General features: G+C 44.1%; 27 protein-coding genes. 17 read left to right on the forward strand and 10 right to left on the reverse strand.

The window, feature by feature from the left end:
* Positions 1–131: 131 nt before the first annotated feature.
* The 3 genes from F0261_RS07195 to F0261_RS07205 all read right to left on the reverse strand — a co-directional run bounded on the left by F0261_RS07195 (position 132) and on the right by F0261_RS07205 (position 6,245).
* On the reverse strand, positions 132–3,248 hold the full coding sequence (locus F0261_RS07195) for an efflux RND transporter permease subunit (RefSeq protein WP_014978728.1): 3,117 nt from the start codon (positions 3,246–3,248) through the stop codon (positions 132–134).
* The gene (locus F0261_RS07200) at positions 3,241–4,299 is read right to left on the reverse strand and encodes an efflux RND transporter periplasmic adaptor subunit (protein ID WP_171337578.1); all 1,059 of its coding nucleotides are present in this window, start codon (positions 4,297–4,299) and stop codon (positions 3,241–3,243) included. The genes F0261_RS07195 and F0261_RS07200 overlap by 8 nt, the downstream gene beginning before the upstream one ends.
* Positions 4,300–4,430: 131 nt before the next feature.
* Complete coding sequence (locus F0261_RS07205) at positions 4,431–6,245, reverse strand: ABC transporter transmembrane domain-containing protein (RefSeq protein WP_171337579.1); 1,815 nt, start codon at positions 6,243–6,245, stop codon at positions 4,431–4,433.
* A 191-nt stretch (positions 6,246–6,436) separates the two neighbouring features.
* On the opposite strand from F0261_RS07205, the gene F0261_RS07210 reads away from it, so the two are divergent.
* The gene (locus tag F0261_RS07210; RefSeq protein WP_061485214.1) at positions 6,437–7,111 is read left to right on the forward strand and encodes a DsbA family protein; all 675 of its coding nucleotides are present in this window, start codon (positions 6,437–6,439) and stop codon (positions 7,109–7,111) included.
* 25 nt (positions 7,112–7,136) lie between these two features.
* Here F0261_RS07210 and F0261_RS07215 read toward each other — a convergent pair whose 3' ends face one another.
* Positions 7,137–7,631: a hypothetical protein gene (locus F0261_RS07215; protein WP_061485216.1), complete on the reverse strand. Its 495-nt coding sequence runs from the start codon at positions 7,629–7,631 to the stop codon at positions 7,137–7,139.
* 388 nt (positions 7,632–8,019) lie between these two features.
* Here F0261_RS07215 and rpsP point away from each other — a divergent pair, with 388 nt between their 5' ends.
* From rpsP to rplS, 4 genes are read left to right on the forward strand one after another with little or no spacing between them, the layout of a single operon-like run.
* Positions 8,020–8,271, forward strand: a complete 252-nt coding sequence (gene rpsP / locus F0261_RS07220; protein WP_014948832.1) for a 30S ribosomal protein S16 — start codon at positions 8,020–8,022, stop codon at positions 8,269–8,271.
* 23 nt (positions 8,272–8,294) lie between these two features.
* Positions 8,295–8,816 carry a ribosome maturation factor RimM gene (rimM, locus tag F0261_RS07225; protein WP_014948833.1) on the forward strand — a complete coding sequence of 174 codons (522 nt, stop codon included), beginning with the start codon at positions 8,295–8,297 and terminating at the stop codon, positions 8,814–8,816.
* Entirely contained in the window at positions 8,817–9,578 is a 762-nt protein-coding gene (trmD, locus tag F0261_RS07230) for a tRNA (guanosine(37)-N1)-methyltransferase TrmD (RefSeq protein ID WP_014948834.1), read from the forward strand.
* Between the two features lie 18 nt (positions 9,579–9,596).
* A complete protein-coding gene (gene rplS / locus F0261_RS07235; protein ID WP_024015986.1) occupies positions 9,597–9,956 on the forward strand; it encodes a 50S ribosomal protein L19 in 360 nt (119 codons plus the stop codon).
* Between the two features lie 72 nt (positions 9,957–10,028).
* On the opposite strand, the gene F0261_RS07240 is transcribed toward rplS, so the two are convergent.
* On the reverse strand, positions 10,029–10,268 hold the full coding sequence (locus F0261_RS07240) for a hypothetical protein (RefSeq protein ID WP_171337580.1): 240 nt from the start codon (positions 10,266–10,268) through the stop codon (positions 10,029–10,031).
* A gap of 96 nt (positions 10,269–10,364) precedes the next feature.
* Positions 10,365–10,916: a hypothetical protein gene (locus tag F0261_RS07245; protein WP_171337581.1), complete on the reverse strand. Its 552-nt coding sequence runs from the start codon at positions 10,914–10,916 to the stop codon at positions 10,365–10,367.
* A 155-nt stretch (positions 10,917–11,071) separates the two neighbouring features.
* Here F0261_RS07245 and F0261_RS07250 point away from each other — a divergent pair, with 155 nt between their 5' ends.
* Positions 11,072–11,701, forward strand: a complete 630-nt coding sequence (locus tag F0261_RS07250) for a trimeric intracellular cation channel family protein (protein ID WP_014978734.1) — start codon at positions 11,072–11,074, stop codon at positions 11,699–11,701.
* 80 nt (positions 11,702–11,781) lie between these two features.
* Here the strand turns inward: F0261_RS07250 and F0261_RS07255 are convergent, their stop codons facing one another.
* The gene (locus tag F0261_RS07255; protein ID WP_014978735.1) at positions 11,782–12,498 is read right to left on the reverse strand and encodes an enoyl-CoA hydratase/isomerase family protein; all 717 of its coding nucleotides are present in this window, start codon (positions 12,496–12,498) and stop codon (positions 11,782–11,784) included.
* Between the two features lie 218 nt (positions 12,499–12,716).
* Here F0261_RS07255 and F0261_RS07260 point away from each other — a divergent pair, with 218 nt between their 5' ends.
* The 9 genes from F0261_RS07260 to F0261_RS20205 all read left to right on the forward strand — a co-directional run bounded on the left by F0261_RS07260 (position 12,717) and on the right by F0261_RS20205 (position 20,640).
* Complete coding sequence (locus tag F0261_RS07260) at positions 12,717–13,016, forward strand: hypothetical protein (protein WP_014978736.1); 300 nt, start codon at positions 12,717–12,719, stop codon at positions 13,014–13,016.
* 99 nt (positions 13,017–13,115) lie between these two features.
* Positions 13,116–13,259 carry a hypothetical protein gene (locus tag F0261_RS07265; RefSeq protein WP_253819264.1) on the forward strand — a complete coding sequence of 48 codons (144 nt, stop codon included), beginning with the start codon at positions 13,116–13,118 and terminating at the stop codon, positions 13,257–13,259.
* Between the two features lie 259 nt (positions 13,260–13,518).
* On the forward strand, positions 13,519–14,607 hold the full coding sequence (locus F0261_RS07270) for a 3-deoxy-7-phosphoheptulonate synthase (protein WP_014948838.1): 1,089 nt from the start codon (positions 13,519–13,521) through the stop codon (positions 14,605–14,607).
* A 76-nt stretch (positions 14,608–14,683) separates the two neighbouring features.
* Complete coding sequence (gene tyrA / locus F0261_RS07275; RefSeq protein ID WP_171337582.1) at positions 14,684–15,838, forward strand: bifunctional chorismate mutase/prephenate dehydrogenase; 1,155 nt, start codon at positions 14,684–14,686, stop codon at positions 15,836–15,838.
* A gap of 45 nt (positions 15,839–15,883) precedes the next feature.
* Positions 15,884–17,176: a pepsin-like aspartyl protease gene (locus F0261_RS07280; RefSeq protein WP_171337583.1), complete on the forward strand. Its 1,293-nt coding sequence runs from the start codon at positions 15,884–15,886 to the stop codon at positions 17,174–17,176.
* Positions 17,177–17,204: 28 nt separating this feature from the next.
* Positions 17,205–17,975 (forward strand): SAM-dependent methyltransferase, encoded by a 771-nt coding sequence (locus tag F0261_RS07285; RefSeq protein ID WP_014978740.1) that lies wholly within the window; start codon positions 17,205–17,207, stop codon positions 17,973–17,975.
* Positions 17,975–18,478 carry a GNAT family N-acetyltransferase gene (locus tag F0261_RS07290; protein ID WP_171337584.1) on the forward strand — a complete coding sequence of 168 codons (504 nt, stop codon included), beginning with the start codon at positions 17,975–17,977 and terminating at the stop codon, positions 18,476–18,478. Before F0261_RS07285 ends, F0261_RS07290 begins: the two co-directional genes overlap by 1 nt.
* 171 nt (positions 18,479–18,649) lie before the next feature.
* Complete coding sequence (locus F0261_RS07295; protein ID WP_014978742.1) at positions 18,650–18,862, forward strand: hypothetical protein; 213 nt, start codon at positions 18,650–18,652, stop codon at positions 18,860–18,862.
* 17 nt (positions 18,863–18,879) lie between these two features.
* Positions 18,880–20,640, forward strand: a complete 1,761-nt coding sequence (locus F0261_RS20205) for a GGDEF domain-containing protein (protein ID WP_014978743.1) — start codon at positions 18,880–18,882, stop codon at positions 20,638–20,640.
* A 42-nt stretch (positions 20,641–20,682) separates the two neighbouring features.
* Here the strand turns inward: F0261_RS20205 and pheA are convergent, their stop codons facing one another.
* From pheA to yciH, 3 genes are all read right to left on the reverse strand, one after another.
* The gene (pheA, locus tag F0261_RS07305) at positions 20,683–21,864 is read right to left on the reverse strand and encodes a prephenate dehydratase (protein ID WP_253819266.1); all 1,182 of its coding nucleotides are present in this window, start codon (positions 21,862–21,864) and stop codon (positions 20,683–20,685) included.
* A 354-nt stretch (positions 21,865–22,218) separates the two neighbouring features.
* A complete protein-coding gene (locus tag F0261_RS07310; RefSeq protein WP_014948846.1) occupies positions 22,219–23,019 on the reverse strand; it encodes a response regulator in 801 nt (266 codons plus the stop codon).
* Positions 23,020–23,082: 63 nt separating this feature from the next.
* Complete coding sequence (gene yciH, locus F0261_RS07315; protein WP_014948847.1) at positions 23,083–23,415, reverse strand: stress response translation initiation inhibitor YciH; 333 nt, start codon at positions 23,413–23,415, stop codon at positions 23,083–23,085.
* Positions 23,416–23,586: 171 nt separating this feature from the next.
* Here yciH and F0261_RS07320 point away from each other — a divergent pair, with 171 nt between their 5' ends.
* Complete coding sequence (locus tag F0261_RS07320; RefSeq protein ID WP_014978745.1) at positions 23,587–23,892, forward strand: STAS domain-containing protein; 306 nt, start codon at positions 23,587–23,589, stop codon at positions 23,890–23,892.
* A 43-nt stretch (positions 23,893–23,935) separates the two neighbouring features.
* On the forward strand, positions 23,936–25,612 hold the full coding sequence (locus F0261_RS07325) for a SpoIIE family protein phosphatase (protein ID WP_171337586.1): 1,677 nt from the start codon (positions 23,936–23,938) through the stop codon (positions 25,610–25,612).
* The last annotated feature ends 157 nt before the right edge of the window (positions 25,613–25,769 follow it).

Here is a 25,769-nt window from a genome sequence, read left to right on the forward strand (position 1 = left end):
CGGGTAGTAACACTTGTTGTGACAACACACGTAGCTTGGGCGTCTCTCTTATTTCTCAAAGTAAACCTAGCGCACAGTCGCCGTTTAGATGCCGCTTAAATAGGCATAGCGCCCACTTAAGCGGGAAAATCCTAGGAATGCTGTGCGTTGGCTTCTTCCATTTCCTTCTCAAGCTTAGCGCTTTCGTCTGCACGTGGCTTGGTAAATCGGGCAAGTGCAAGATACAAAACCGGTGTCAGGTAAAGGGTAAATACTACGGCAATACCCAATCCACCAAATACGACCCAGCCAATAGCATTACGAGCTTCTGCGCCAGCGCCTGTGGACAGAATGAGCGGCAGGCCACCTAGGATTGTTGAAACCAGCGTCATCATAATAGGGCGTAAACGCACTCTACCAGCCTCGACAATAGCATCGTAAATATCATAACCCTTATCGCGAAGCTGGTCGGCAAATTCAATCAAAAGAATCGCGTTTTTGGCGAGAAGACCTATCAACATTACCAAGCCAATTTGCGAGTAAATATTAATGCTGGTGCCGGTTAAAAACAGGGCATAGACCGCGGCTGCAATACCAAAAGGAACGGTAAGCATAACCACAACCGCACTGTTCACACTTTCAAATTGTGCAGCCAATACAAGCAGTACAATAACAAAAGCCAACACATAGGTAAGCGCTACTTGCTTAGACGTTTCTTCATAAGTTTGTGCTTCGCCAAGAAACACAAGTCCGATACCGTTCGGTAATGATTCTGCTGCTAGATTGCGAATATTTTCCACTACATTACTAAGCGCTACGTCTTCGGGCAATTCCATTTCCAGTTTAATTGCGCGGCGCTGTGCCTGACGCTCTAATTCAGCGGCAACACCTTCTTCACTAATGAAAGCTACGCTAGAAAGAGGCACCAAGTTTCCGTCGGTACTTTTCACATACAAGCTAGTAAGCTCAGATGGATCTAATGTACTGCGATTATTAGTTTGCAGCATGATAGGGATAGATTGGTCGCCCACATTCAAGTCTGCGATATCATCGCCGTTCACTGCGGCGCGCAGGGTACTTGCTATATCGGTAAGCGGCACGCCCAGTTCTTCAGCACGGCGTCTGTCAATATTTACTCTCATCTGAGGTTGGGTAGGGTCGTAGCTTATTCTCGGTCTACCTAGTTCAGGTAGTGCATCTTCAATCTGACGAGAGAATGCTTGTGAAGCTTCGAAAATGTTTTCATAAGTGTCGCCAGTTAAAGCTATTTCAAGCCCGCCGCTTTGACCGCGAAGGTTCAAACTATTGCCGCCGAAGGCACTACCTGGCGCACCAGGAATTTGCTGAAGCTTAGGGCGTATTTCATTTACTACTTCTTGCAGAGATTTGTCTCGGTCATCCCAATGCTTCAAAGGCGCTGTGATAAAGACGATGTTGGGATCCCACGAACCGACTACCGTGTAAATGGAGTCTATGGTGCCGTTATCCACATAAGGAAGCAGCAGTTCTTCCATCTTTTCAGCTTGTCTGTCCATAAAGTTCAGGCCAGCACCGTCTGGACCTCGTGCAAAAATACGAATTGTGCCTCTGTCTTCGCTTGGCAGTAATTCATTATCGATATTTTGCGATAGAATATAAGCGCCACCGCCTGCTGCTAAGCTTAACACACCAACTACCCAGCCATATTTGAGCGCTTTTAATAATGACGCCTGATACAGGCGCAAACAAGCGTTGCCAAAACGGCCAAAGGTCTTGCTAAACAAACCGCTTTCTTTCGCTTCTTTCACCTTAAGTCGGGCGGTAAGTGCGGGAACCAAGGAAAGGGCGACGAAAGATGAGATTATAACAGCGCCAGCTAATACGCCTCCAAACTCCCTGAATAAAAGCCCTGCAGTAGAAGGAAGGAATGCGATGGGAATAAATACTGAGGCGAGTACAGCGGTTGTTGCTACTACTGCAAAGAATACTTCTCGTGTGCCCACCACGGCAGCCGCACGGGCACCTAGACCCATACTTCTACGACGCTGTATATTTTCAGAAACCACAATAGCGTCGTCTACTATCATTCCCGTGGCCAATACAAGAGCGAGGAGGGTAAGAATATTAATGGAAAAGCCCATGCCCCAAATAATAGCCAGTGCACCCGCTAGCGAAACGGGTATCGAAAGGGCTGGGACGATGGTGGCACGCCATGAACCGATAAATACTAACAATGTAACAACAACCAGCGCTACGGTAAGGCTGAGAGAAACGACCACTTCTTTTACTGAGTCGCGGATAAACTCTGCGTCATCTGCGGTGACTACGATGTGCATATCAGTAAAGCGCTTGTCGAGGTCTGCAACCATGGCCAGCACTTCGTCTGAAATTTCTATAGTATTGGAGCTAGCCTGACGGATAACACCAACACCTATTACCGGTGTTCCATCTAAGCGAACTACGCTGGTGGTGTCGGCTGGGCCAAAGTACACGCTTGCGACATCATTAATGCGAATGTCGCCACTAACAACAATGTTGCCCACATCTTCTGCAGATACCGAAGTTGCATCAGCACGTACTATGAGCGCTTGCTCGGCCGACTGAATACTGCCAGCGGGTACATCAAAAGGCGCAAGCGATAGTGCATTCGCAATATCACTCATTGAAAGACCGAAACTGGTTAGTCGCAGAGGGTCTACCGAAACACGTAGCACACGCTCTCTGTCTCCATCTAACGTAACATCGGCAACGCCTGGGATACTTAAGAACAAAGGTGCAACGTCGGTATCGACGCGCTCGGTGAGGGTTTCCATGTCCAAGGTATCGCTTGAAATAGCAAGGCTGACAACAGCCTGAGCGTCGCTGTCGGCTCGGATAATAGAGACTTGTTCGACATCTTCTGGAAGTTGTCGCTGAATTCGACTGACCGACTCTCGCACTTCATTAGCCGCGTCTTCCAGGTTAACGCCGGGACGAAACTCAACGCGAACACGGGCTGAGTTCTCTTCACTTTGCGCGTATATATCTTTTACGCCACTCACGCGTGCAACAGCACCTTCAAGGCGGCCAGTAACTTCCGCATCTACCGTTTCAGGAGACGCGCCTGGAAATTCCGCAGTCACTGTAACGCGAGGAGTGTCTACATCAGGTAATTCACGAACTTCAAGACCACTTAATGCAGCTAAACCGGCTATCGCAATAAGTAGGTTTAATACAACAATCAGTACAGGGCGTCGAATAGATAGAGACGGTAAGTCGCTAACTGACGAAGATAGGTTAGGATCACTCACCTTGAGGCCCTCCGGCCAGTTCGGTAGTAATTTCTTGTCCGGTACGTAAGCGTTGTACACCTTCGGAAATTAGTGTGTCACCCTCTTTAATGTCACCCGAAACAAGAATAGTTCCTCTAAGACGCTGATGAACACTCACGTCAACGCGTTTAGCCTTACCGTCTTCGGCAAGCCATATGTAAGCGCCAGTAGCTCCCCACAAAAGTGCGGCTTCTGGAATGGCAGCAAAGCGATCGCCTTCAATGCTTAAATTAACCCGAAAGCTCATGCCAGGGCGAAATTGATCAGAAGAGTTGTCGAGTAATGCTCTAGCGCGAAGCGTTCTATCTGCCTCATTGATACGAGAATCAACCTGAGCTATCTCGGCTCTTACTAGTTTCTCTCTGTCACTCCATGGCTCAAGCGTTACGTTTGGCGCATTCAGTAAAACGGGCAATGCTGCTTCAGGCGCTCTGAAGTTAATAAAGAGTTTGCTTCTGTTATCCAGTGTAGTGATCACAGTCTGCTCGTTAATGCGATCGCCTACTTCAACGTCAGTTATGCCCACAACCCCGTCGAAAGGCGCAACGATGTGTCTGTCTTGTAAATCGGCTTGAGCTTCTTCCAATGCAACTTCTGCAAGGTCACGTTGAGTGCGTGCTAAGTCCAATTCACTGACCGGCACAGCGCCTTGCTTATAGCTTGATGCTAATCGTTCTACGGTGCGCTGTGCGTCTTCCAAAGTGAGTTTGGCGCGTTTTAATGCCGTTTGCTGACGTCTGTCATCAAGACGAACAAGCACCTTTCCTTTTTCTACTGTTTGCCCAGGGACAAAGTTAATTTCTGTTACTTCATCAGAGACGGCAGGATACAGCACAATTGAACGAACGGCTTCAGCACTACCTACTGCTTCCACTTTTCGCGTTTCGTTCATAAATTCAATGGGCTTAGTTACTACAAGCTTTGCTTGCCTGTCACCCATAAACTGCGCATTTGCAGTTGGCACCATCATTAAAAAAAGAGCGCAAAGACCTGTCCATGTCTTCATTGCACCATAGAATGAATTTTTCATTTTAAACCCGTAGCGTTATTGGAACCTGTGCAGAAAAAGCTGCTGGCCCTTTATTTTTGTATTACCAAAACGTATGTTTTGTAGTCGATTGGTCGACCTCGTTGTTTGTACCGTATGGCACCACAGGCGGTTCAGCTAAGCAATTGCAGTTCGGCGTATTCCCTGTACAGGGTATCGCTTTTCATTAACGATGCATGGTCGCCGCTTCCTACGACCTGACCTTTATCCATAACTAATATGCGATCGGCGTGCTGCACTGTCGCAAGTCGGTGAGCAATCACAATGCTGGTTTTGCCTACCATTAATCTATCTATCGCTTGTTGAACCATACGCTCACTCATCGCATCAAGCGCACTCGTCGCTTCATCGAGGAGTAAAATTGGGCGGTCGGCCAAAATAGCGCGAGCAATAGCAATACGTTGTTTTTGGCCGCCAGAAAGTTTTACGCCTCGTTCGCCTAACTGTGTGTTGTAGCGCTCATCTAGGTTATCGATAAATTCGTGGGCAAATGCCTGTTTCGCTGCATTTATCACGGCGTCGTCACTTGCATATGGGCTGCCGTAGCGAATGTTTTCCAACACGGTATCAGCAAAGACCACGGGCTCTTGGGTAACTATCGCAATATGTTGGCGCAGAACGTCTACAGGCATTTTGTTGATTGGCGCACCATTGAACAGTATTTGCCCGCTACTTGGGTCGTAAAAACGCATTAGCAATTGAAAGAGGGTGGTTTTACCTGCACCACTTGCACCAACTAAAGCAAGACGTTCACCTGCTTGTATATCAATATTCAATTTATCAAACAAAGGTTTACTATCTGGATATGCAAAGCTGACCTTGTCCAACTGAATTCTAGGGACAGCCTTTGAAATTGAAACCTTATTTTCAGCCTCTTTAAGGTTAGATTCTTCTGCGTGCTCAGGCTCGGTAATTTTCTTCGCCTCATCTGATAAAGGTTTGATAGCTGACTCAGTGGTAAATAGTTCGTATAAACGTTCGCTTGCCCCCACACCGCGCTGTACTTCTCCAATGACTTCACTAATCGTGGCGACACTGCCGCCAGCCATTACGGCATAGAAAAGGAAAGCGGAGAGTTCACCTACGGTCATAGTGCCGTCTAATACTTGCCTTGCCCCTACCCAAGCAATAAAGATGATGGCCGTCATACTGATACACATGATGCAGCCAATAAGTAGTGAGCGATAGTGAATACGCTTTTTAGCTACGTCCATGGCAAGCTCTACCTTTTTAGAGAAATGCAGTCGTTCGGCATTTTCAGCGGTATAGGCCTGTACGGTCATAATTTCATGGAGACTTTCATCAATGCGTGCACCCAAGTCTGCCACTTTGTCCTGGCTTTCTTTGGCATAACGGCGCACTTGAGGCGCCAGTACTTTGATAGGAACCAGCACAGCGGGTACTGCAACAATTACACAGAAGGTAAGAAGGGGACTAGAAAACGTCATAAGTGCCAGTGCACCAACGAAAGTCACGACCGAGCGAAGGGTCATCGACAAACTCATTCCCACTACAGTCTGGATAATTGTAGTGTCGCTGGTAAATCGAGAAATGACCTCGCCAGTTCTAAGTTCTGCAAAAAATGAAGGCGGAAGAGACAGCAAGTGCGCATATACCTGGTTTCTGATATCAGCACTAACCCGCTCGCCAAGCCAAGTCATTAAGTAAAAGCGCGCATATGTTGCTAAACAGGCCACGATAGTAATGGCTAGCACTAATACTGTGGCTTTGTTTAACGTATCCGCTGCGTTTTCTATGAAGCCGCTGTCGATAGCGTACTTAATGCCTTGCCCAAGTAAAAGCCATGCAACTGCGGCCGTGAAAAGTGCTATAACTGCACCTACAACGCGCGCTTTGTAGCGAAGTAAATGTGAGCCAATCCACTGTAAGACTTGTTTGGTTGATACACTAGCGAGTGGTGTTGTCAAAATTACCTCTTCATGCGCATAACTAATTCATAGCGTTGATTTCGCTACGCTTATTAAAATTCATTATTTGGATTATACGGCAAAGCATGTACATTGGACGTAGGCAATGCGATTACAGCGGCAGTATTTACGCTGGGATGAAAGTTAACGTCGCAGAAGCAAAGCAAAATAGTTAAAACGGGAAAATAACGATGAGTGAAACACGTACTTTGTATTATGTTCATGATCCAATGTGCAGTTGGTGTTGGGCATTCGTTCCTACTTGGGAGCAAATACAGCGTGAGTTACCCAACGACATTGAGGTTGTCTACTTGCTTGGCGGGCTCGCACCGGATAGTGATTTACCTATGCCGGAACAAATGAAACTTACTATTGCAGGCTATTGGCAAACTATTCAAGATCGTGTGCCTGGAACACAATTCAACTATGATTTTTGGACAAAGTGTCAGCCTCGTCGTTCGACCTATCCTTCGTGTCGAGCAGTTCTTGCAGCAAAAGCGCAGGCTAGAGATAGCGATGAAGCAAAAGCATTAGAGAAGGCAATGATCAAGGCAATTCAAGAAGGGTATTACCTGAATGCGAAAAACCCGTCGGATTTTGATACCTTGATAGCATTTGCTGAAGAAATAGGGCTTGATGTCGAGCGCTTTGAAATAGCACTCAATAGTGAAAGTACAATTGAAAAATTAAACGAAGAAATGCATATGGCGCGTAGTATAGGCGCCCAAGGCTTTCCCAGCTTAATACTCAAGTCAAACAAATTTGCCGGGGCAGAAGAGACAAAATCACAAGCGCTTAAAAAGCCACAGTGGCAAAACGTTCCCTACGACTATAACGACGCAAGTGTAACGCTGCGTCATCTATAATCGTTATTGAAAAAAGCGAGTACTTTTAAACTGTGCCTTCCTTGCATTGTTCAAGGCGTAAATCTCCCACCGACTTTGGGTATTCAACACGGGTTGTAACGATTTCAGAAACAGGGACGCCAGAATCCGTTTCTTGGAGCCATACTTTCATATCGTGATGGTCACGAGATTGGTTGAGCGAGTAACGCTTGCCGCCTTCTAAGTTTACATCTAGCCTAACTATCGCCTCGCGAGTGGTACCATCAGGCAGGTCAGTGTTTACGACACTGGCTTGAACAAATAGAAAATGCTCTCCCGGCTCAACATCCCGAAGAACTAACGCACCGTTAGGGCGTTGGTTAAAACACATCAACTTTACGTACTCTCGCTTATTGTCAAAGGCTTCTCCGCGGTTAGCGAAAAAGTCTATACGAGCTTCATTGGGTTGGACTTCTGCTTGTTGTGTGACCATATCTGTAGCGGATGAACACGCGAAAAGTGGAGCAATTAATGTAGCGAGTATGAGTGATGATAATTTCATTCGAATAATCCTTCTTCGTGATCCATTTACTGAAGCCTTTGATTAACAAATGCGCCAGAGAAAAACTAAAATCCAGTTAACTGCCATCCTTTAAACTGCATATGGGTTAAGTTTTTTATCCACACTAAATCCTAGTGCTACGTTAACAATACACCACCAGATGATATTTTAAAGAAATTTGCGAAAGATCATGCATGTGTATTTGCGTTCTTAGGCTATCACCTACTTACGGGAGCGATATTGAACTAAACAAAGGATAAATCAGGTTTTCACTTGCATTGAGTGGTGATATCCGTATAATTCGGCGGCCTTCTAATTGGTGTCTGATTTTTAGACGTTGGTTGAAGGCTTAAGTTAACGGTAACGCTACAACGAGTTTGAGGCATTTATGGTTACTATTCGTTTACAGCGTGGTGGCGCGAAAAAGCGTCCATTTTATCAACTAGTGGTGGCTGATAGCCGTCGTGCAAGAAACGGTCGTTTCATTGAAAACATCGGTTTCTTCAACCCAACTGCACAAGGTCAAGCGGAACGTCTTCGCGTAGATCTAGAGCGTGTTGAATACTGGGTTGGCGTAGGCGCGAGCTTATCAGATCGCGTTTCTAGCTTGGTAAAAGAAGCGAAAAAATCTGCAGCGTAAGCTGTTATTAACTGGTGGTATAGATGAGTCTAGCGTCTGACAAAGTGATTGTTGGCAAAATTGGCGCACCGTACGGTGTTAAAGGTTGGGTCAAAATCAACAGCTATACAGAAACGCCAGAAGGTATTTTTGATTACGCGCCATGGTTTCTTGGCGATGAAAAGGAATACCAAATTGACCAGTGGCGACCGCACGGTAAAAGCCTCGTTGCAAAAATTGTGGGCGTTGATAGTCGAGATGATGCTGAGCGCATCAAAAACTTGGATATCAACATAAATGCTTCACAGCTGCCTGATTTAGGCGACGAAGGGGTTTATTGGCGTGAGCTCACCGGCATGAAAGTAGTAACAACGCAAGGTTACGACTTGGGTGTGGTGAAAGAAGTGTTTAATACAGGTGCTAACGACGTGATTCACGTTAAAGCGAATGTAGGCGATGCTTTTGGTCAAAAAGAAAGACTATTACCTTTTGTGTTCGACGAAGTCGTACAAGAGGTGGATAAGGAAGCGAAGGTCATTAAAGTTGACTGGGACCCGGGGTTTTAAGTGACACCGGAAAAGTGGTTCGGCGTTGTTAGCCTGTTTCCAGATATGTTTGCCCCTTTTACCCAACAGGGTGTTATAGGTCGAGCAGTTAAGTCTGGAACGTTATCGGTTGACACCTTCAACCCCCGTGACTTTACACATGATCGCCATCGTACAGTAGACGATCGCCCCTACGGAGGCGGACCCGGTATGCTGATGATGGTAAAACCGCTAACCGACGCAATACAAGCTGCCAAGAAAGTTGGTGGCGAAAAAAGTAAGGTGATCTACTTATCACCACAAGGGAAACCCCTTGACCAAGCAGGCGTACAGCGCCTTGCTAACATTGACCGCACAATTTTAATTTGCGGTCGATATGAAGGCATCGACGAGCGAGTAATCGAAAGCCATGTAGATGAAGAAGTCTCTATTGGTGATTACGTGCTAAGCGGCGGTGAACTGCCAGCAATGGTCCTTATGGACGCGGTTGCTCGATTAGTTCCTGGCGTGTTGGGGCATAAAGCCTCAGCAGTTGAAGATTCTTTCACTGACGGTCTTTTGGATTGTCCGCACTATACGCGGCCCGAAATACTCGATGGTCAAAAGGTACCTGATGTGTTGTTAAGTGGGGACCATGAAAAAATTAGGCAGTGGCGATTGATGCAATCATTAGGTAGAACCTGGCAGCGTCGCCCTGAATTGTTAAATCACCTAGCTCTGACTGAGGAGCAGCAGCGTTTGCTTGAATTATTCCAAGCGCAACTGCAGCAAGATGACAGTTAACTAGGACGAGAGGATATGATGAGCAAAGTCAGTCAAGATATCATCAAAAAAATCGAAGAAGCACAGCTAAAGACTGATGTTCCTGCGTTTGGTCCAGGTGACACAGTAGTTGTTAAAGTTCGCGTTACCGAAGGTGACAAAGAGCGTCTTCAGGCTTATGAAGGTGTTGTTATCGCTAAACGTAACCGTGGTCTGCACTCGTCTTTTACCGTGCGTAAAATTTCTAGCGGCGAAGGCGTTGAGCGTGTGTTCCAAACACACAGCCCGGCAGTTTCTTCAATTGAAGTGAAACGTCGCGGTGCGGTTCGTCGTGCTAAGCTTTACTATCTACGTGAGCGTTCAGGTAAGTCTGCACGTATCAAAGAGAAGCTTAACTAAGATTACTAATCCTTGCGTTATTGTTAACTTCGAAAAAGCCCGCTTCAAGCGGGCTTTTTTGTGTTTGGAAAACTAATAAAGTTCAATTATATATTTTGTCATATCGTTCATTGGTGTTGGCATGGCTAACGGGATGTAGTCCCCTAAGTCAGGAAGTTTAGCAACTCGCTTGATAAGCTTCTCAGCTGTTCGACAATGTGCTAACAACTCTTCTGAAATTGTCACGGTTTGTCTAGTAATACCACTTTGGGGATGCGTAAACGACCAACTAATTTCTTCACCCTCTTTAAAAAGTTCACTTTTTAAAATCATTGGTACTGTTGGAAAAGCTGGATACAGCCTTTGTGTGAGACCTTGCATTCCCGTAGAGTCATCAAAAATAATATATTTGAGGCCGAAGCGTTGAGATTATTGAATAATTCTACTGGCTGAGTCAATGTGATCATCAAAGTAGGCTAGAGAGTTACTTGGAAGATTATTGAAGTTTAACTCGGAAAAATCTTTGTCATCAATCAATGTAAACTTTTCATCCTTTGCGAGTGGGAGTTTTAGTTTTGACAAGTCCGGGTCTATCGCTACTACTTTTTTAAGAGATTCATTACCTATAAAAGCATGCAATGAGCTACCTATGAATACACCTGATTCTAGATAAAAATCAGGGTTTAGTACTTTACTTAGGCACCAAAAATTTAAATGGTCCTTTTCTCGAACTCCCCCTTTTTCAAAGAGCTTAAGTTGTATTGCTTCAGAGTAGTAGTAATTATAGGCTTCACATAACTCATGTACATTCAGTGCGCTTTTGTCCACATGAAAAAAATTGGAAAAAAAGCCAATGGCCTCGTTGATTGCTTCATCACGCAATCTTTTAAGCAGAGTTTTACTTAGTTGAGTTTCACCAAATCGACTATCACTTACCTTTGAGATCCAAGGGTTTTTTTCCATCAGAAACTGTTCTTTCATTATTTTTTTTCGCTTTGTAATTTATATTTAGTCTATCGGCAAGTCAGTATTTTCGCTTAACAATTAGTTTGAATTGAGGCTATCTCAAGTTGATCGACATCTTGAACTTCACTGTTACTACTATATTGAATTTAAATTTTCGCATTGAGTAGACTATGAGTTCTGACTACTTTTTATTTTTAAACATCGTTGGCGTCGCATTTTTTGCTGTATCGGGCGCATTGCTGGGGCATGATAAAAGTATCAATGGGTTTGGCATTGTCGTTGTCGGCGTAATGACAGCCCTTGGCGGAGGTACTTTAAGAGACCTCCTATTAGGAAAACCAATTTTCTGGGTAGAAACCTCAGAATATCTACTAGCAACCTATTCAGCTATATTCGCGACAGTCTTATTCATTCGCTATATGCCTTCACCTTCCAATTTTTACTTTATACTTATCGACACCATAGGGCTTGCAATTTTTAATGTCGTAGGCATCGAGAAAGCACTCATTAGTGGAACCGGAATGATTGTCGCTTTAACGATGGGTATGACAACCGGTATCTTCGGGGGCTTGATGCGCGATGTGGTTTGCAGAGAAGTACCTTACGTTATGCGCGGAGATGTTTATGCGAGTGCATGTTTTGCAGGTGGTCTCACTTACGCCGCCTTGTTTGCCCTAGACATCCCTTACATTTGGTGCATTTTAGGCTCTATCTCTGTAACAGTTTTAATGAGAATTGCATCGTTGCATTGGGGGGTTAAAGTCGATCTTTTTAGGAAGAGAACACCAAGGCCTAACTAACAGTGTAGAGTCCAGCATCGATATGCCCATGCAAATATCGGTGAAGCGTCGTAAGTGACGCTTCACCACGCCTATTATTGTTATGCCATGAGTGATAGCGATTCTATTAACGATTTGTTCTCGTTATCGATAGTGTGGATGATATGTTTGTGTAGACGCTTTTTGTGTTCGCCAAAAATGCCACGCTTTTTATCAAAGGTCTTAGCGTAGTTCAGCGCACCTTCCATCAAGCTCTCTTGTGTATCGTACGCCTTTTCTACCACGTGATCTTGCTCTAATTCTTTACCAGATACACGCCTTCCGGAAAGCTTCATTTCATTAAATCTGTAATACGGCATCGCTTTTTTAACAAACTCGATCATACCGGGCAGAAAGGGGATTGATAAATCTACTTCAGGGAAACAGAAGAAGCCTTTGTCTGCGCGCATAAATCTGAAGTCACAAGCGCACGCCAAAATTGCTCCGTTTCCGAAGGCGTGTCCGTTGATTGCAGCAATAACGGGAAGAGGGAACAGAAGCAGCGCTTTAAACACGTCATCCATACCGTACATAAATTGCTTTATTTCCTCAGTGCGAGCTGCTTTCATCGCTGGCATTAGCCAGTCTGTGTCTATACCTAGACTAAAGCATTTCTCATCATTTGATGTGATCACTAGTGCTTTACAGCTTTCATTACTTTTAATGGTATTTAACGCTGAAAGCATCTCCTTTGCGAAGAGAGGATTGTGGCGGTTCTCTCCATTTTGCATGGTTAGAATGGCGACGTCGCCAGTGTAGGTTAGGGCTAAATTTTGCATTGTGTTCTCATTATTATTCCACTCCCGCAATGATACAAAATCCTGACAATAAATGAAAAATTTAGCTTATTTATGTTGGTCAATTATTTAAGCAAGATAGGCATGTAGATCTGGCATATTGTTCAGTTACCGCTTCCCAACAACTTTAGTAATTTATAAGCGTGCTAGAGCACAATGTAAGAAGTTGGAATGTAAATTAAACAGTAAAGGAGGTTGTAATGCATATTGTGGAATTAACTCATGATGAATTGGAAGAAGTAAATGGGGCATTTTTACATGGAGCAGCGTTAGGTGCTGGTGCCTATTTATTAGGTTCTGCTTTTAATGGGGGCTTTTCTTGGGGAGGCTTGGCAGGAGCTACCGTAGCAGGCGCATTCACCGGTGGAATGACGGCGTTAGCGGGAGGGGCTGCGGCGGTTGGTAGTATCGGGAGAGCTGTTTTGGCCGGAAATGGAGCCGCGCTCGGTGGTGCTACTCAACAGATAGTGGACGCTTCGATTGAAACAAAAGAAGAGTAGACAATTCAACAAGGAGGCTTGCCTTCCTTTTTCGAGGCCAAAAAGATGCAAAAAATATATATAAAGTTTATAGCCACTCAATTGGGATTAACGGTGCTAATGTTTGTGGTCTGGAGCTTATTTGGCGGGATTGAGAACGCCAGAGAAATGTTGTTTGTAATCACAATATTATCAAGTGCGATGGCCGGCAATACGCTTATGAATGACGCTTTTAGTTTGGGGGAGTCAGGTAAAGTAGATTAAACCTCACTGTCGATTAAAAATTGTGCTATCTCTATGCACTATTGCCATTCAGTCATGCTCATTCGCTTCGAATCTACCCTAGATTAAAGTATTATTCGTTATTACTTGCGCTATTACGCTTGAGTTGCTAAAAAGTCAATGACGTTAAAGAAATATAGAAAAAGCTGGTTGTACAATAAAGTTTACATGCAGATTGCACACTCTTTTGGCGTTTAATTTTCCGTTTTTCATTTGTAGTTAAGAGAGTAAGAGAGCTCCCATGATCAAGGACACCGTAAATAATGTTCACGTAAGTACCGAAGATGTACTTATAACCCCTGAAGCGCTTAGTGCTGAATTGCCTGTGTCAGACAAAGCGTTAGCGGCTATCTCTGAGTCTAGAAAGATTGTTTCAGATATCATTCATCGTCGCGACCATAGATTGCTTGTAGTGTGTGGACCATGTTCTATACACGACGTTGAAGCCGCGAAAGAGTACGCACTTAAGCTTAAAGAGCTTCATGAATCATGCAAAGACACGCTATTTATCGTTATGCGTGTGTACTTCGAAAAGCCGCGTACCACAACAGGTTGGAAAGGTTTAATTAACGATCCGCATATCGACGGTACATTTGATATTGAAACCGGTCTTCGTAAGGCAAGAGAGTTGCTAATTTGGCTTGCAGAACTAGAGCTGCCTGTTGCAACAGAAGCACTGGATCCAATTAGTCCACAATATCTTGCTGAGCTATTTAGCTGGGCTGCTATCGGTGCGCGTACCTCTGAATCGCAAACTCACCGTGAAATGGCCAGCGGCCTGTCTATGCCTGTAGGATTCAAAAATGGCACAGATGGAAGCCTAGATATTGCCATAAACGCCCTTAAATCGGCGGCATCGGGTCACCGCTTTATGGGAATCAATAAGCAAGGCCAGGTAAGTATTATCGGGACCAGCGGTAATCCAGATGGCCACATTATTTTGCGCGGTGGAAAGCAGCCGAACTACGACTCGGTTTGCGTATCAGAGTGCGAGATTGAGCTGCAGGATGCTGGTTTAACAGCGGGCTTAGTAGTAGATTGCAGCCATGCGAACTCTTCAAAAGATTATCGCCGTCAGCCATTGGTTGCACAGAACGTGGTCAATCAAATTCTAGAAGGCAATCAGTCAATCATTGGCGTTATGTTGGAAAGTCACTTGAAACCGGGTAATCAAAAAGCTGAAGGTAAAAAGCCAGAAGAACTTGAGTATGGTGTTTCAATCACAGACGGATGTATTGATTGGGAAACCACAGAGAACTTAATATCTCAAACCAGAGATAAGTTAATAACTGTGTTACCCTTACGCCAAAATAAGCGCACGGTGGCATAAATCCAAGCAACGCCTAATGTGGCAAGTAAAAATTTGCCAATAAGCCCCGTGCCATTTGACTCAAGGATAAGACAGAATGGCCGATTTATCGCAGCACTTAAAAAAGTTAGATACGCTGCGTGAAGGTATCGACGAGCTGGATACCCAGCTTGTCGAATTACTCGCAAAACGCAATCAAATTACAACCCTGGTCGGTCAAATTAAGGCTGAAGCTGGTATGCCCGTTTATGTACCAGAGCGTGAAAAAGCGTTGATAGCCTCCCGCCGTGCTCAGGCAGAAGCACTTGGGGTGTCGCCCGATCTCACCGAAGACTTATTACGTCGAGTAATGCGAGAGTCTTATCACACGCAAAACAACAAATATCGCTGTGTGAAACCTGATGCTGACAACGTTGTTGTAATTGGTGGAGCAGGGGCACTTGGCCGTGTGTTTGTGAGCTTGTTCGAACGAAGTAATTACAACGTTTCAGTTGTGGAAAAAGACGACTGGGAAAGTGGTAGAGCAACATCGTTATTAAGCTGTGCTTCACTGGTTGTTGTTGCAGTGCCTATTAATCTAACCGAAGCCGTGATTAGCAAGCTTACTATGCTGCCAGAGGATTGCGTGCTTGCAGATATAACCAGTATTAAAGCTAAGCCACTTGAGGCGATGCTTGCCGCACACAATGGTCCGGTTGTTGGACTTCACCCCATGTTTGGTCCTGACGCGCCTGGCATGATTAAACAGGTAGTGGTAGTGTGCGACGGACGTGGCAGTGATAAATACAGTTGGCTCATTGAGCAAATGCGAATTTGGGGTGCTACCATTCATGACTCCAGCGCACAAGAACATGACCAAGCCATGGCTTATATTCAGGTAATGCGTCACTTCAACACGTTTGTGTACGGGCAACACTTAAAAGGTGAAGATCCTAATCTGGAATCACTCACCATGTTTAGCTCACCTATTTATCGTTTAGAACTCGCAATGGTAGGCAGGTTATTCGCTCAGTCACCACAGCTTTATGCTGATATTATTTTCAATAACCCTGATAACTTTGCACTTCTACGTCGCTTTTACGAGCGTTTTGGGATTGCATTGTCATTACTTGAGAATGGCGACAAAAAAGGCTTTGTAGAACAGTTCATGAAGGTCGGCGCGTGGTTCGGAGATTATGCGAAGAAGTGTTTAGTAGACAGCAAACAGATGTTGTTAAAAGCGGATGATGGTCAGCTTTTAAGAGACAAGTAGTTTTGACCGACTGTTTACAGCGATAGCTAATTTAAGGTAGCCAACGTGGCTCGTTCTCTTCGTTTGCCAATTACCAATACTTTCGCTGATGGCGGCTATTGTGTGAGAGCACATATAGGCGCGCATCAGCAGACCGTTCATCTTATTTTAGATACGGGAAGCTCAACCTTAGTACTAGGCGATATTCATTATCATGTTGAACGTGATGGTGATGTGAGGTTCACCTACTACTCTCAATCAATTAAATATGCTGCAGGAAGTTGGCTGGGCCCTGTTGTTAAAACCACGGTGCGCCTGGGCATTTTCGGTCACAGCATTTCATTGCCGCAAACTTATGTAGCAATAGTGAAAGAATCGCAAGAGACAAAAGAATCTTGTTTTAAAAAAGCTGACGGAATTATGGGGTTAGCTTATCAACCACTAAATCACGCCTATCGTTGCACTGACAAAATGACGTGTGAGATGAGCGAACAAACGTTTTTTGAAAAAGCGTTGGCTGAGCCTAACGAGTCAGCAATTATTAATCTAAAGACAGCTGATTACGTTGCGACCACACTCCCTAGCTACTTTTCTGAGTTAGAGCAGCGTCAAATTAACGCCGATAAATTCGCTTTTTGGTTACATCGCTCAAGCGTCTATAACGTAGATGGAAATTGTGTTCGCGCAGCGCTTGCACATAGAAAAAATCATGGCCTTTTTCTAATAGGTGAGCCTATTTTTCATCGAGACCTATACGCTCCTCCTATTAGGTCTGTGAAGGTACTCCACGATAAGTATTATAACGTCACGTTAAAAGCCGTAAAATCTGGAGAAAACGAAGGCATTAAAGCGCCGGCTTTGGATAAATCGGACGAAGCACGCTGGTGTTCAAATGCGATAGTAGATTCAGGAGCAACGGTGATTGGTTTGCCAGAATCTTTGTATAACGAAGTGATCGAGCAGATTTTTTGCTGTGTTGATAACGCGAAAACATTGCTTGAGCCCTTCGCTGCTTTCTCTTTAGAGGAGCAAGGAATAGACTTGGAAAAGCTAGATTTGGCACAATGGCCTGAACTAACGTTTGTTCTTGAAGGCGATGAGGGTGAAGATGTCTTACTTTCGCTGCCGCCAGAAGCCTACTGGCAGGAGCACGCCCCTACATTTAACCAAGCTTCCTTTAAAATATTTCCATTAAAACACTGGCCGAATCAAAGCATCCTCGGTCTTCCGCTGATCTCTCAATATTATACAATTTTTGACAGAGGACAGGGCACTAATGGTGTTGTATCGTTTGCACGAAAAGTGACATTAAGTGATACGGTTGACGCGATTAAACATGTTTTTGATAAAAACAGCTAAAACCCAATAATAAGAAAGGAACAGTTACATGCAACAAGGTAGCCTAGTATGTGTAGGAACCGGGATGATGGTTGGTGCGCATTTATCGCCTATTTGTCAAAGTCATATTGAGCAAGCCGACGTCGTTTTCGTATGTGTAGCTGAGCACTACATGGAGGCATGGATCACCTCTATGAATAAAAACACAGTAAACCTACAAACTTTCTATGGTGAAGGCAAAGATCGCCACGATACCTATGCTCAAATGACTAGCGCAATGCTAGAGCGTGTGGAGAAAGGTAAAAAAGTAGTTGGCGCTTTTTATGGACACCCTGGGGTTTTTGCAAAGGTGCCTCATGACGCTATCGCAATCGCTAAAAGCCGAGGGTTTGATGCTTACATGTTGCCGGGGATCTCTGCTGAATCGTGCCTATACGCCGACTTGGGCATAGACCCAGGTGCTCTAGGTTGCCAACACTACGAGGCAAACCAGTTTCTAGTATATAAACGAGAAGTAGATACGGCTGCGTATTTAGTCTTATGGCAGGTTGGGGTTGCAGGAGATTTCTCAAGTGCCGTTTTTACCTCCAGCTCTCTTCAACGAAAAAAGCTTACTGATAAACTGTTATCTATTTACCAAGCGAATGACAGCGCTATTTTATATGAAGCTGCAACCTTGCCCATCGATGAGTTCAGAGCTACGACGATTGCTATTGGTGAACTGCATAATCACGAAATTAACCAGCACTCTACACTTGTCATACCACCAGTTAGTAAACCAGTGGTAGATGATGTCGATTATTCCAAAGGTACTAACTAGTGCAGTTCGCTACGCCTCGTTTTACCAGCGCTTTACTTTGCCAGCAGTGGAAAGAGGAAACAGCAAGCTTGTACCAAAATAGAAAAGTTATGCGATTAATAGGTGAGCCCCTTTCTGAGAAGAAGAGTGAGGTAGTCGCTAGTACTTTCATTGAAACAAACAAAAGGCCTTGGCCAGCACAGAAGGTCTGGTCGATAACGTGTAATCAAACGCAGGCATTTTGTGGAATTCAGATGCTTTGTAAAAGCGTTTTACAAGACACTGCAGAGATTGGAATTATATTAGCGCCTTCAATGAACGGAAAAGGCGCGGCACGAGAAGCGATGGGCGCGCTAGTCGAATTTGGCTTGGAATATCTCAATTTACACCAAATTATTGCCCAATTCGAAAAGCGTCACCTCGCTACAAAGCGTTTAGTCACCCAACTGAACTTCAAACAGGCAGATGACAACTGTTTTCAGCCAAGTAAAACCAACTTGGTCACATATACCTTTAATCGCTAAACTATTTGGTTACTTCATACCTAATGAACCAGTAAGTATTTCTGTTTTCAAAGGTAATTGATGCAAATAGTAACTGGTATAATATGTCTAAAATGCTATATATTTGATTAACAACTCATCAAATAGTTGCTAACCTATTAAACATTAATAACTATAAAGTAGAACAAACTAATGAAAGCGCTAAAAGAACTTCTCGCTATTGCACAAGATGCATCTAAGCAACGTGACACTGATGTAATTGCACAATTTAAAGCTGACCACGCAGACGAACTTTCTCAAGAGAAAGAAAAGATGTGGTGTCTTTTGATGCCAGAAGATGAAGAGCAAGACGCGCCTGGTGATGCACAAGAGAGTGAAGAAAAGAACCAAGTGTCACTTCACTAACCTTGATAGTTTAAATTGTGGTTAGGTTTTTAATAGGGGCGTTACTTTGCCCCTTTTTCATATTTCCGCTTTCTGCTGACGAAATTGATCAGCAGTTAGTGCGCGCTGATGCACTTCGCAGTCAAGACGTGGAGGCGTTTCGTACGTCATTGTCTGCTCTCAGTAATAAATCAGCCTCCTTCTCACCGGCCCAAGTCCAATACTTTAACTATCTCAATGCTTATAGTTTATCGTATTCAGGAAAACTCATAGAGGCGGTTCCGCTTTATGAAAGTGTTTTTCAAAGTGCTTCAGATAAATCGTTACAACTACGAGCCAAAAATTCAATTCTCAACAACTACGCGTTAGTTCGGGATTTTCCCAAAGCACTTCAGCAAATTCCTGATATTGTTCCTCTACTTTCGTTAGCGAAAGATAAAGATAAGCACCTTTCAATTTTGACGATTGCGCTTTTTTATAATCAGTTGGAGGAGTTTGAGCAGAGTTTGCAGTACAGTGCTCGCGTAATTGGACAAGAGCTTTCTTCCCGCAATGCGTGTCTGGCTCAAAATCTGCGTAGTGAGTCGCTGCATAATTTAGGACGACTTGACCGAGAAACGCTGAATACAACCATTGAGGTATGTAATGCGAGTAAAGAGCCAATCGCTCTGAATCTAGCAAAATTATGGCTTGCTCAACTGATGTTAGCATCGCCAGACAGTATCGCAGGGGCGTTAGACGCCTTACTTGCTATCCAAGCAGATGTTGAAAGTACTAACTATCCACGATTAACGTCAGAGTACTATACAGCGCTAGCACAAGCCTATTTTGCCAATAAGCTCTTTCACAACGCACAGGAGAGTGCGCTTAAGGGCGCGGAGCTTGCAAAAGGCATGGGATATTCAAAACCCAGAAAAACGGCTTATTATATACTGTACCAGTCGGCAATAGAGAAAGGGGATAATGCACAAGCATTAGATGCATTCATTCAATACGCTGAGGCTGATAAAGCGTACCTTGATGAGTACAACGTTAAGCAAATGGCGATTCAACAGGCTAAGTTCGATAACCTCGAGAAGAATATCGAAATTCAGTTACTGGACAAAGAGAATAGCCTACTGAAAGCGCAAGCAGCACTTTCCCGAGAAGAAAAGCAAAATCACAGGCTGTTGATAACATTGCTTGCTTCCACCACGATACTTGTCCTTATGTGGGCAATAATAAATCGTAAGTTACATGCAGCACTTAGGGAAAAGGCGCAAACTGACTCGTTAACAAAAGTGGCGAACCGTCACTATTTTACTGAGTTGGCATCGAAAGCGCTTGATCGAATGTCAGAGCAGCAGGACGTATTATCTTTTGTAATTTTTGACCTTGATCACTTTAAGTCAGTCAACGATAGCTACGGTCATCCAACAGGCGATTGGGTATTAAAGGCAGTCGTTAACGCGGTGAGGAAACACTGCAGAAAAGAAGATGTTTTCGGGCGCTTAGGTGGTGAGGAGTTCGGCCTACTATTACCAGGGTGTAATGAGAAAAAAGCAAAAGAAATAGCGGAAAGTATGCGCAATAGTATCCGTCAAATTGATACAGCAGAAAGCGGTTTTACCTTCGATATTTCAGCAAGCTTTGGTATCTCCAGCACTGCGTCATCAAAGTATCAATTCGAGGCGCTGTATGCCAATGCCGATGAAGCTTTGTATGGCAGTAAAAAGCATGGCCGCAACAGAGTTTCTGTCTTCCAGGTTAATGGTGAAAGTGACGTTGGTAATGTTGGGCAAGCCTTTCAGCCTGCCTAAACATTACAACGAAAGAAAGTAAACAATGGGGCGTGTGCTGGCTTAATCAGCCAGCGCACTCGCCGCGGCCACTTTGGTCGGGCTAATTTCTTCGCTTGGATAGCAGCCCAATACTTTGATATAGCGCGTAATACCACGCAATGCATCAAGTGCATTTTGTACAGGGCCATCTTCTACGTTGCCCTCTACATCAATGTAGAACATCTCTTCCCATGGATTACCTGGAATAGGACGCGATTCAAGCTTCGTCATATTGATGCTGTTCTCTCGAAGCACCAATAAGGCCTCTACAAGTGCACCTGGCTTTTGGATGGTAGACATTACAAGTGTTGTTTTAGCAGGAACTTGAAGTGGAACCACTACTGGGTTACGCGCAACAACGATAAAACGGCTATGGTTTTCTTTTTGGTTTGCTAAGTTACTCTTTATTGCCATTAGGCCGTACAAGTTACCACCCGCTTCGCTGCCTATTGCGGCTACGTCATCGCGTTTAAGCTCACTAACTGTCAACATGGCAGACGAAGTGCTGTCCATGGTTTTCACTTCTACGTTCCCTAGTTCTGCTAAGAAATGGCTACACTGAGTGAACACTTGAGGGTGAGCGTAAAGCGTTTTGATTTTATCGATACTGGTGTTGGTTCCCACTAACAATGTATGGCGGATAGGGTGGGTGAGTTCACCAATAATACTAAGTTGGGTATGCTGTAGTTGGTCATACACTTCATTGATACTGCCAGACGTCGTGTTCTCAATAGGCAATACCGCGTAATCGGCTTCTGTACTTTCAACTTTGTGAATAATTTCAGCAAAGCTCTGACAGCCAATTTCCAGCAATTCGCCTGGGCGACGAGAGAAGTACTTTTGAGTTGCTAGATAAGAGTAAGAGCCCTTGTCGCCCAAGAATGCCACTCGGTTTAAGGGCAATGTACTGCCAGGGTTAGCGCGTTCAGCAAGCATAGCCTGCTGGTTTAAAACAGAGTCTTCAATAATAACGTGGAAAATTTGTGTCACATAATGAGGGTCTAAGCCGATGTTTTGGCCTTCTTTTATTAGGCGCACCAATAGCTGTTCTTCTCGCTTTTGATCTCTCACAGGAATGTGATGCTTTATTTTCGTCTCAGCCACTTCGTTGGCTAACTTTCTGCGTTCTGAGAGTAAAGTAAGTAATTCACTGTCTAAAGCGGTAATCCGCTCTCTAACAGTATCTAATGCATTGTCTGACATATCATTCCCGTGCGTATCGTATAAGAAAATTCTGCTAAAAAAAAACCTCCCAGTTGGGAGGTTTTCATGCATGTAGCCGCGCCTCCCTAGTTAAAGGATATAAACGCAAAAAAGAAAAGTGCTACGTGCATAGTATTCTGTTTCATAGGTTTGAATGTATGTTGAACGCCTATGTGTGTCAACCGATTTTTACAAATTGAATAGTTGTTTTTAATGTGGAGGACTTGAAAAAGTAATTAAAATGCGCTGTTGGCTTTATAAAAAGCCAAACGGTTAGGGCATGAAGCGCTGGCAGATGCCGTAAATAAGCACCTGCCGGTGGGTAATTTGAGAACGTCGTTTATATTTTAACGCTTAGTTACCTAATAGTGCTGAAAGCATTTGTCTTACTTCGTTGGGCTCAAAAGGCTTATCGCATAGCGCGTTCACACCTGTTTGCTGGATATTAGCCATATGTGCACTGTCAGCCGACTCTGACGTTACCATGATAATCGGTATATGTGTGGTTTCTGGATTAAAGCGGATAAATTCCGATAGTTCCCTGCCATCCATTTCGGGCATATTGTAGTCGGTAACCACGAGGTCAAAAGGTTCATCTTTTATATAAGTTAGCGCCATTGCGCCATTCTCAGCTTCTTTTATGCGTTGAAGCCCCATGCCTTCTAGTACGCGTCGAATATGATTACGCGCTAATTTACTGTCATCAACAAGAAGTACGCGAACGTCGTGTACGTCAAATAGTTCTAATTCTAGTTCATCGTGATTGATTAAATCTAAGCTTGCATTTAACGCACGAGACAAATGAAGGGGTTCAAATGGTTTAGGAAGAATTGCTGCAACACCGGCCTGCTTAAACTCTTCTAGTTTGCTTAAACGATTTTCACTGGAAACTAACATGAAGGGGATTGTTTTAAATGCGTCGTCTTCTTTAATGAATTTAAGTAGTTCTAGTGCGGTTCCATCTTCGTAGTACATCGCGCTTACGATTAGGTCAGCACCGTGCGCTTTTACCGCTGAACGAGCTTCGGAAAGGGTACTGACGGGGTCAATTTCCTTTACGTGTTCTTTTAACAACAATGTGGTGATGATCTTTCTTTGTGTGTCAGAAGGCTCAACTAAAATAATGTGTAGATCAGAAATTGACAGCTTTTCCATTTCAGACTCTTTTTGTTATATGTTTATGAAAAAGTGAGAGCTCGCTAGCTGGCTAGCGTAACTTTAGCCCCCAGCAAGCTTAACTTTATACCCTTTATCGGTAAGTAGTGTGCGGAGCTTTTCCCTGTCATCAGTTTGTACTTCAATGACACCGTCTTTCACTGCGCCGCCGCAACCACATTTTTTCTTTAGCTCAGAGCCTAGTTTTTTCAGCTCATCAGACGCGAGGTCTAATCCCTTAATCAGAGACACCCCTTTTCCTTTGCGACCTTTAGTTTCCCTGTGAATACGGACAACGCCGTCAGAAGACACCGAACGCGCTTGCTCTTTTGGCTCAGGCTTTATTTTGCCGCTTTCAGTACTATAGACCAAAAGGGCGTCTTGCCAGTCTTGCATACATACCTCAATAAATTGCGTCTTTCCATCTAAATGGCGATAAAAAAAGCATTACCATACGAAAGTTTAAGAAGACTTTCATGGCGATGTGTAAAACTTCAACTAGTATAAGAATAGCAAAGTTAAAAGCATGTGATGAAGCATTTCTGCTTACATTTTTAAGGAGCGAATATGGAAATAACGTCAAGCTATCAAAATCAAGGGAAAGTACTAGTGGTAGATGTAGGCACTAAGTTTGACTTTAGTAAGGTAGAAGACTTCAGAAACGCCTATGGCGAACTGGGCGCCGATGTTTCTCACATCGCCGTAGATTTATCGCGTACTGAATACATGGATAGCTCCGCCTTAGGTATGTTGTTAAATATGCAAAAGGCACTCGCTGAAAGAGAATTAACCTACAGTATCGAAAATGCCCGTCCTCAGGTTGCTAAAATCCTGAAAATATCTCGATTCGATAAAAAGTTCGACATTAAGTAAGAAAAGTAAGTCGCTAAATTAACATTTTATCGAAGAGACATACGTGAAGATCCTCATTGTTGACGACGAGGCTATCAACCGTACATTGCTTACTAACATGCTTTATAACGCAGGTTATAAAGAGTGTATCGAAGCGGTGGATGGTGTTGAAGCTATCAAAAAATTTACGCACGAAAAACCCGACTTGGTTTTGCTGGATGTTGTGATGCCTGGGCTCAGTGGTTTTGACGTTGCACCCAAAATACGCAAGCTTGCGAAAGGGCCGTATCTACCTATTCTTTTTATCACCGCTTTAGAAGATAAAGAAAGCTTAGTGAGGTGTCTGGAAGTTGGCGGGAACGACTTTGCCACAAAGCCCTTCGACCGACACATTCTAATTGCCAAAATTCGAGCCCACTTAAAAATACGTGCTTTGAGTGAACACATAGAACAGCAAAATAAAGCACTTCGATTATTCAATCAAAGAGTGGCGAGAGAGCACGCCATTGTGGAACATATTTTTAGCCACGCTATTGTCAATCGACCCGAGGTAATGACGCATTTCGACTGCTTCCTAAAGCCAGCTGAAACCTTTAATGGCGACCTCTTTCTATGCGAATCAAGCCCTAGTGGTGGTATTTATTTTGTGGTGGGAGATTTTACAGGTCATGGTTTGGCGTCAGCAATTGGTGCGTTGCCTGTAACCCGAGCCTTTCAGGAACTCAGCCAGCAAGGGGTATCTATTTCTGAGATTATTTCAGAATTAAATCGAATTTTAATTAAGTTTCTACCAAGTGACATGTTTATGGCCGCAGTGGTGGGCGAAATTAACGCGGGGGGCAATAGAATCAACTTATGGCAGGGTGGAATGCCGGCTGTCATTGTTCCTGCGAAAAATGATTTAGCGCTGCGCTGCATCCCCTCACGTCACATGGCATTAGGGATCCTAGACGAGCATGAACTCAACACCGATTGCGATACCATTCAATTAGGATGCAATGAACAGCTTGTAATTTGTAGCGACGGGCTAATTGAGAGTACTAATCAAGAGGGAGAAATGCTTCTTGAGGAAGGCTTGGTAAGAATAGTAAAAGAGCAAATGCAGACGCATGGGAAAATAGAATCCAATTCACTTTTTCTTAAGGCGAAAGAGCATTGCGCAGCCTCTTCATTTCACGATGATGTCACGCTAGTCGTGTTTACCTCTCAACCCATTAAAACGCCCGTATCACCAAAGATGGATTTTGGATTGCCATCGGTGCATGAAGTTGCGCTTGACGCACAACATTTGAAACAGCCTGACATTCTTCAACGCGTGCTACAGCTTGCGGGGCAATGTGAGGGCATTCAAGCGGTGCGTTCGATAATTTATACTGTGTTGTCGGAACTGTTTAATAATGCGTTAGAGCACGGGATCTTGAAACTCGACTCAAAACTCAAAGCTGATAGTACAGGGTTTCATCAATATTACGAAAACCGCGAGGCTTCACTAAAAGCGCTTAGTCACGGGCGAATTAATATTAGGATAGAGTCTTTACCCCTTAAAGGTAAGGTGTTGATAGCGGTTGAAGATAGTGGTGAAGGCTTTGAGTGGAATAAGGCAAGTATGGTAGGCCGGCGTCATTCCGTTCATGACGAAAGCTTTGGGCGTGGGCTCCCTTTGCTTCACGCGCTGTGCGAACGAGTGTGGTTCGAAAATGGCGGGAGTAAAGTGATTTGCTTACTTGATACTAAAATTTAGGCGCCTTTAGAAAATATCTTTACGAGCAAAATGTTCATATTCATGTTTCTCTGAGGGCTTTTAAACTCTCACTTTACAGCTCTAGTCGCTGAGTACAGTTTACATAGACTTGCTTACTTAGTCATCGCTGTAAATCTGTCCATCTAATCCAGCAATT

Source organism: Alteromonas sp. 07-89-2 (genome assembly GCF_013113925.1).
Lineage (GTDB): Bacteria > Pseudomonadota > Gammaproteobacteria > Enterobacterales > Alteromonadaceae > Alteromonas > Alteromonas macleodii.

Excerpts from the sequence above, each read along its gene's own strand:
- rplS (WP_024015986.1), top strand. The coding sequence starts at position 9,597 with ATGAGCAAAGTCAGTCAAGATATCATCAAAAAAATCGAAGAAGCACAG.
- F0261_RS07320 (WP_014978745.1), top strand. The coding sequence starts at position 23,587 with ATGGAAATAACGTCAAGCTATCAAAATCAAGGGAAAGTACTAGTGGTA.
- F0261_RS07250 (WP_014978734.1), top strand. The coding sequence starts at position 11,072 with ATGAGTTCTGACTACTTTTTATTTTTAAACATCGTTGGCGTCGCATTT.
- yciH (WP_014948847.1), bottom strand. The coding sequence starts at position 23,415 with ATGCAAGACTGGCAAGACGCCCTTTTGGTCTATAGTACTGAAAGCGGC.
- F0261_RS07310 (WP_014948846.1), bottom strand. The coding sequence starts at position 23,019 with ATGGAAAAGCTGTCAATTTCTGATCTACACATTATTTTAGTTGAGCCT.
- rpsP (WP_014948832.1), top strand. The coding sequence starts at position 8,020 with ATGGTTACTATTCGTTTACAGCGTGGTGGCGCGAAAAAGCGTCCATTT.
- F0261_RS07295 (WP_014978742.1), top strand. The coding sequence starts at position 18,650 with ATGAAAGCGCTAAAAGAACTTCTCGCTATTGCACAAGATGCATCTAAG.
- F0261_RS07200 (WP_171337578.1), bottom strand. The coding sequence starts at position 4,299 with ATGAAAAATTCATTCTATGGTGCAATGAAGACATGGACAGGTCTTTGC.
- F0261_RS07240 (WP_171337580.1), bottom strand. The coding sequence starts at position 10,268 with ATGATTTTAAAAAGTGAACTTTTTAAAGAGGGTGAAGAAATTAGTTGG.
- pheA (WP_253819266.1), bottom strand. The coding sequence starts at position 21,864 with ATGTCAGACAATGCATTAGATACTGTTAGAGAGCGGATTACCGCTTTA.
- F0261_RS07260 (WP_014978736.1), top strand. The coding sequence starts at position 12,717 with ATGCATATTGTGGAATTAACTCATGATGAATTGGAAGAAGTAAATGGG.
- rimM (WP_014948833.1), top strand. The coding sequence starts at position 8,295 with ATGAGTCTAGCGTCTGACAAAGTGATTGTTGGCAAAATTGGCGCACCG.
- F0261_RS07210 (WP_061485214.1), top strand. The coding sequence starts at position 6,437 with ATGAGTGAAACACGTACTTTGTATTATGTTCATGATCCAATGTGCAGT.
- F0261_RS07285 (WP_014978740.1), top strand. The coding sequence starts at position 17,205 with ATGCAACAAGGTAGCCTAGTATGTGTAGGAACCGGGATGATGGTTGGT.
- tyrA (WP_171337582.1), top strand. The coding sequence starts at position 14,684 with ATGGCCGATTTATCGCAGCACTTAAAAAAGTTAGATACGCTGCGTGAA.
- F0261_RS07245 (WP_171337581.1), bottom strand. The coding sequence starts at position 10,916 with ATGAAAGAACAGTTTCTGATGGAAAAAAACCCTTGGATCTCAAAGGTA.
- F0261_RS07215 (WP_061485216.1), bottom strand. The coding sequence starts at position 7,631 with ATGAAATTATCATCACTCATACTCGCTACATTAATTGCTCCACTTTTC.
- F0261_RS07255 (WP_014978735.1), bottom strand. The coding sequence starts at position 12,498 with ATGCAAAATTTAGCCCTAACCTACACTGGCGACGTCGCCATTCTAACC.
- F0261_RS07265 (WP_253819264.1), top strand. The coding sequence starts at position 13,116 with ATGTTTGTGGTCTGGAGCTTATTTGGCGGGATTGAGAACGCCAGAGAA.
- F0261_RS07270 (WP_014948838.1), top strand. The coding sequence starts at position 13,519 with ATGATCAAGGACACCGTAAATAATGTTCACGTAAGTACCGAAGATGTA.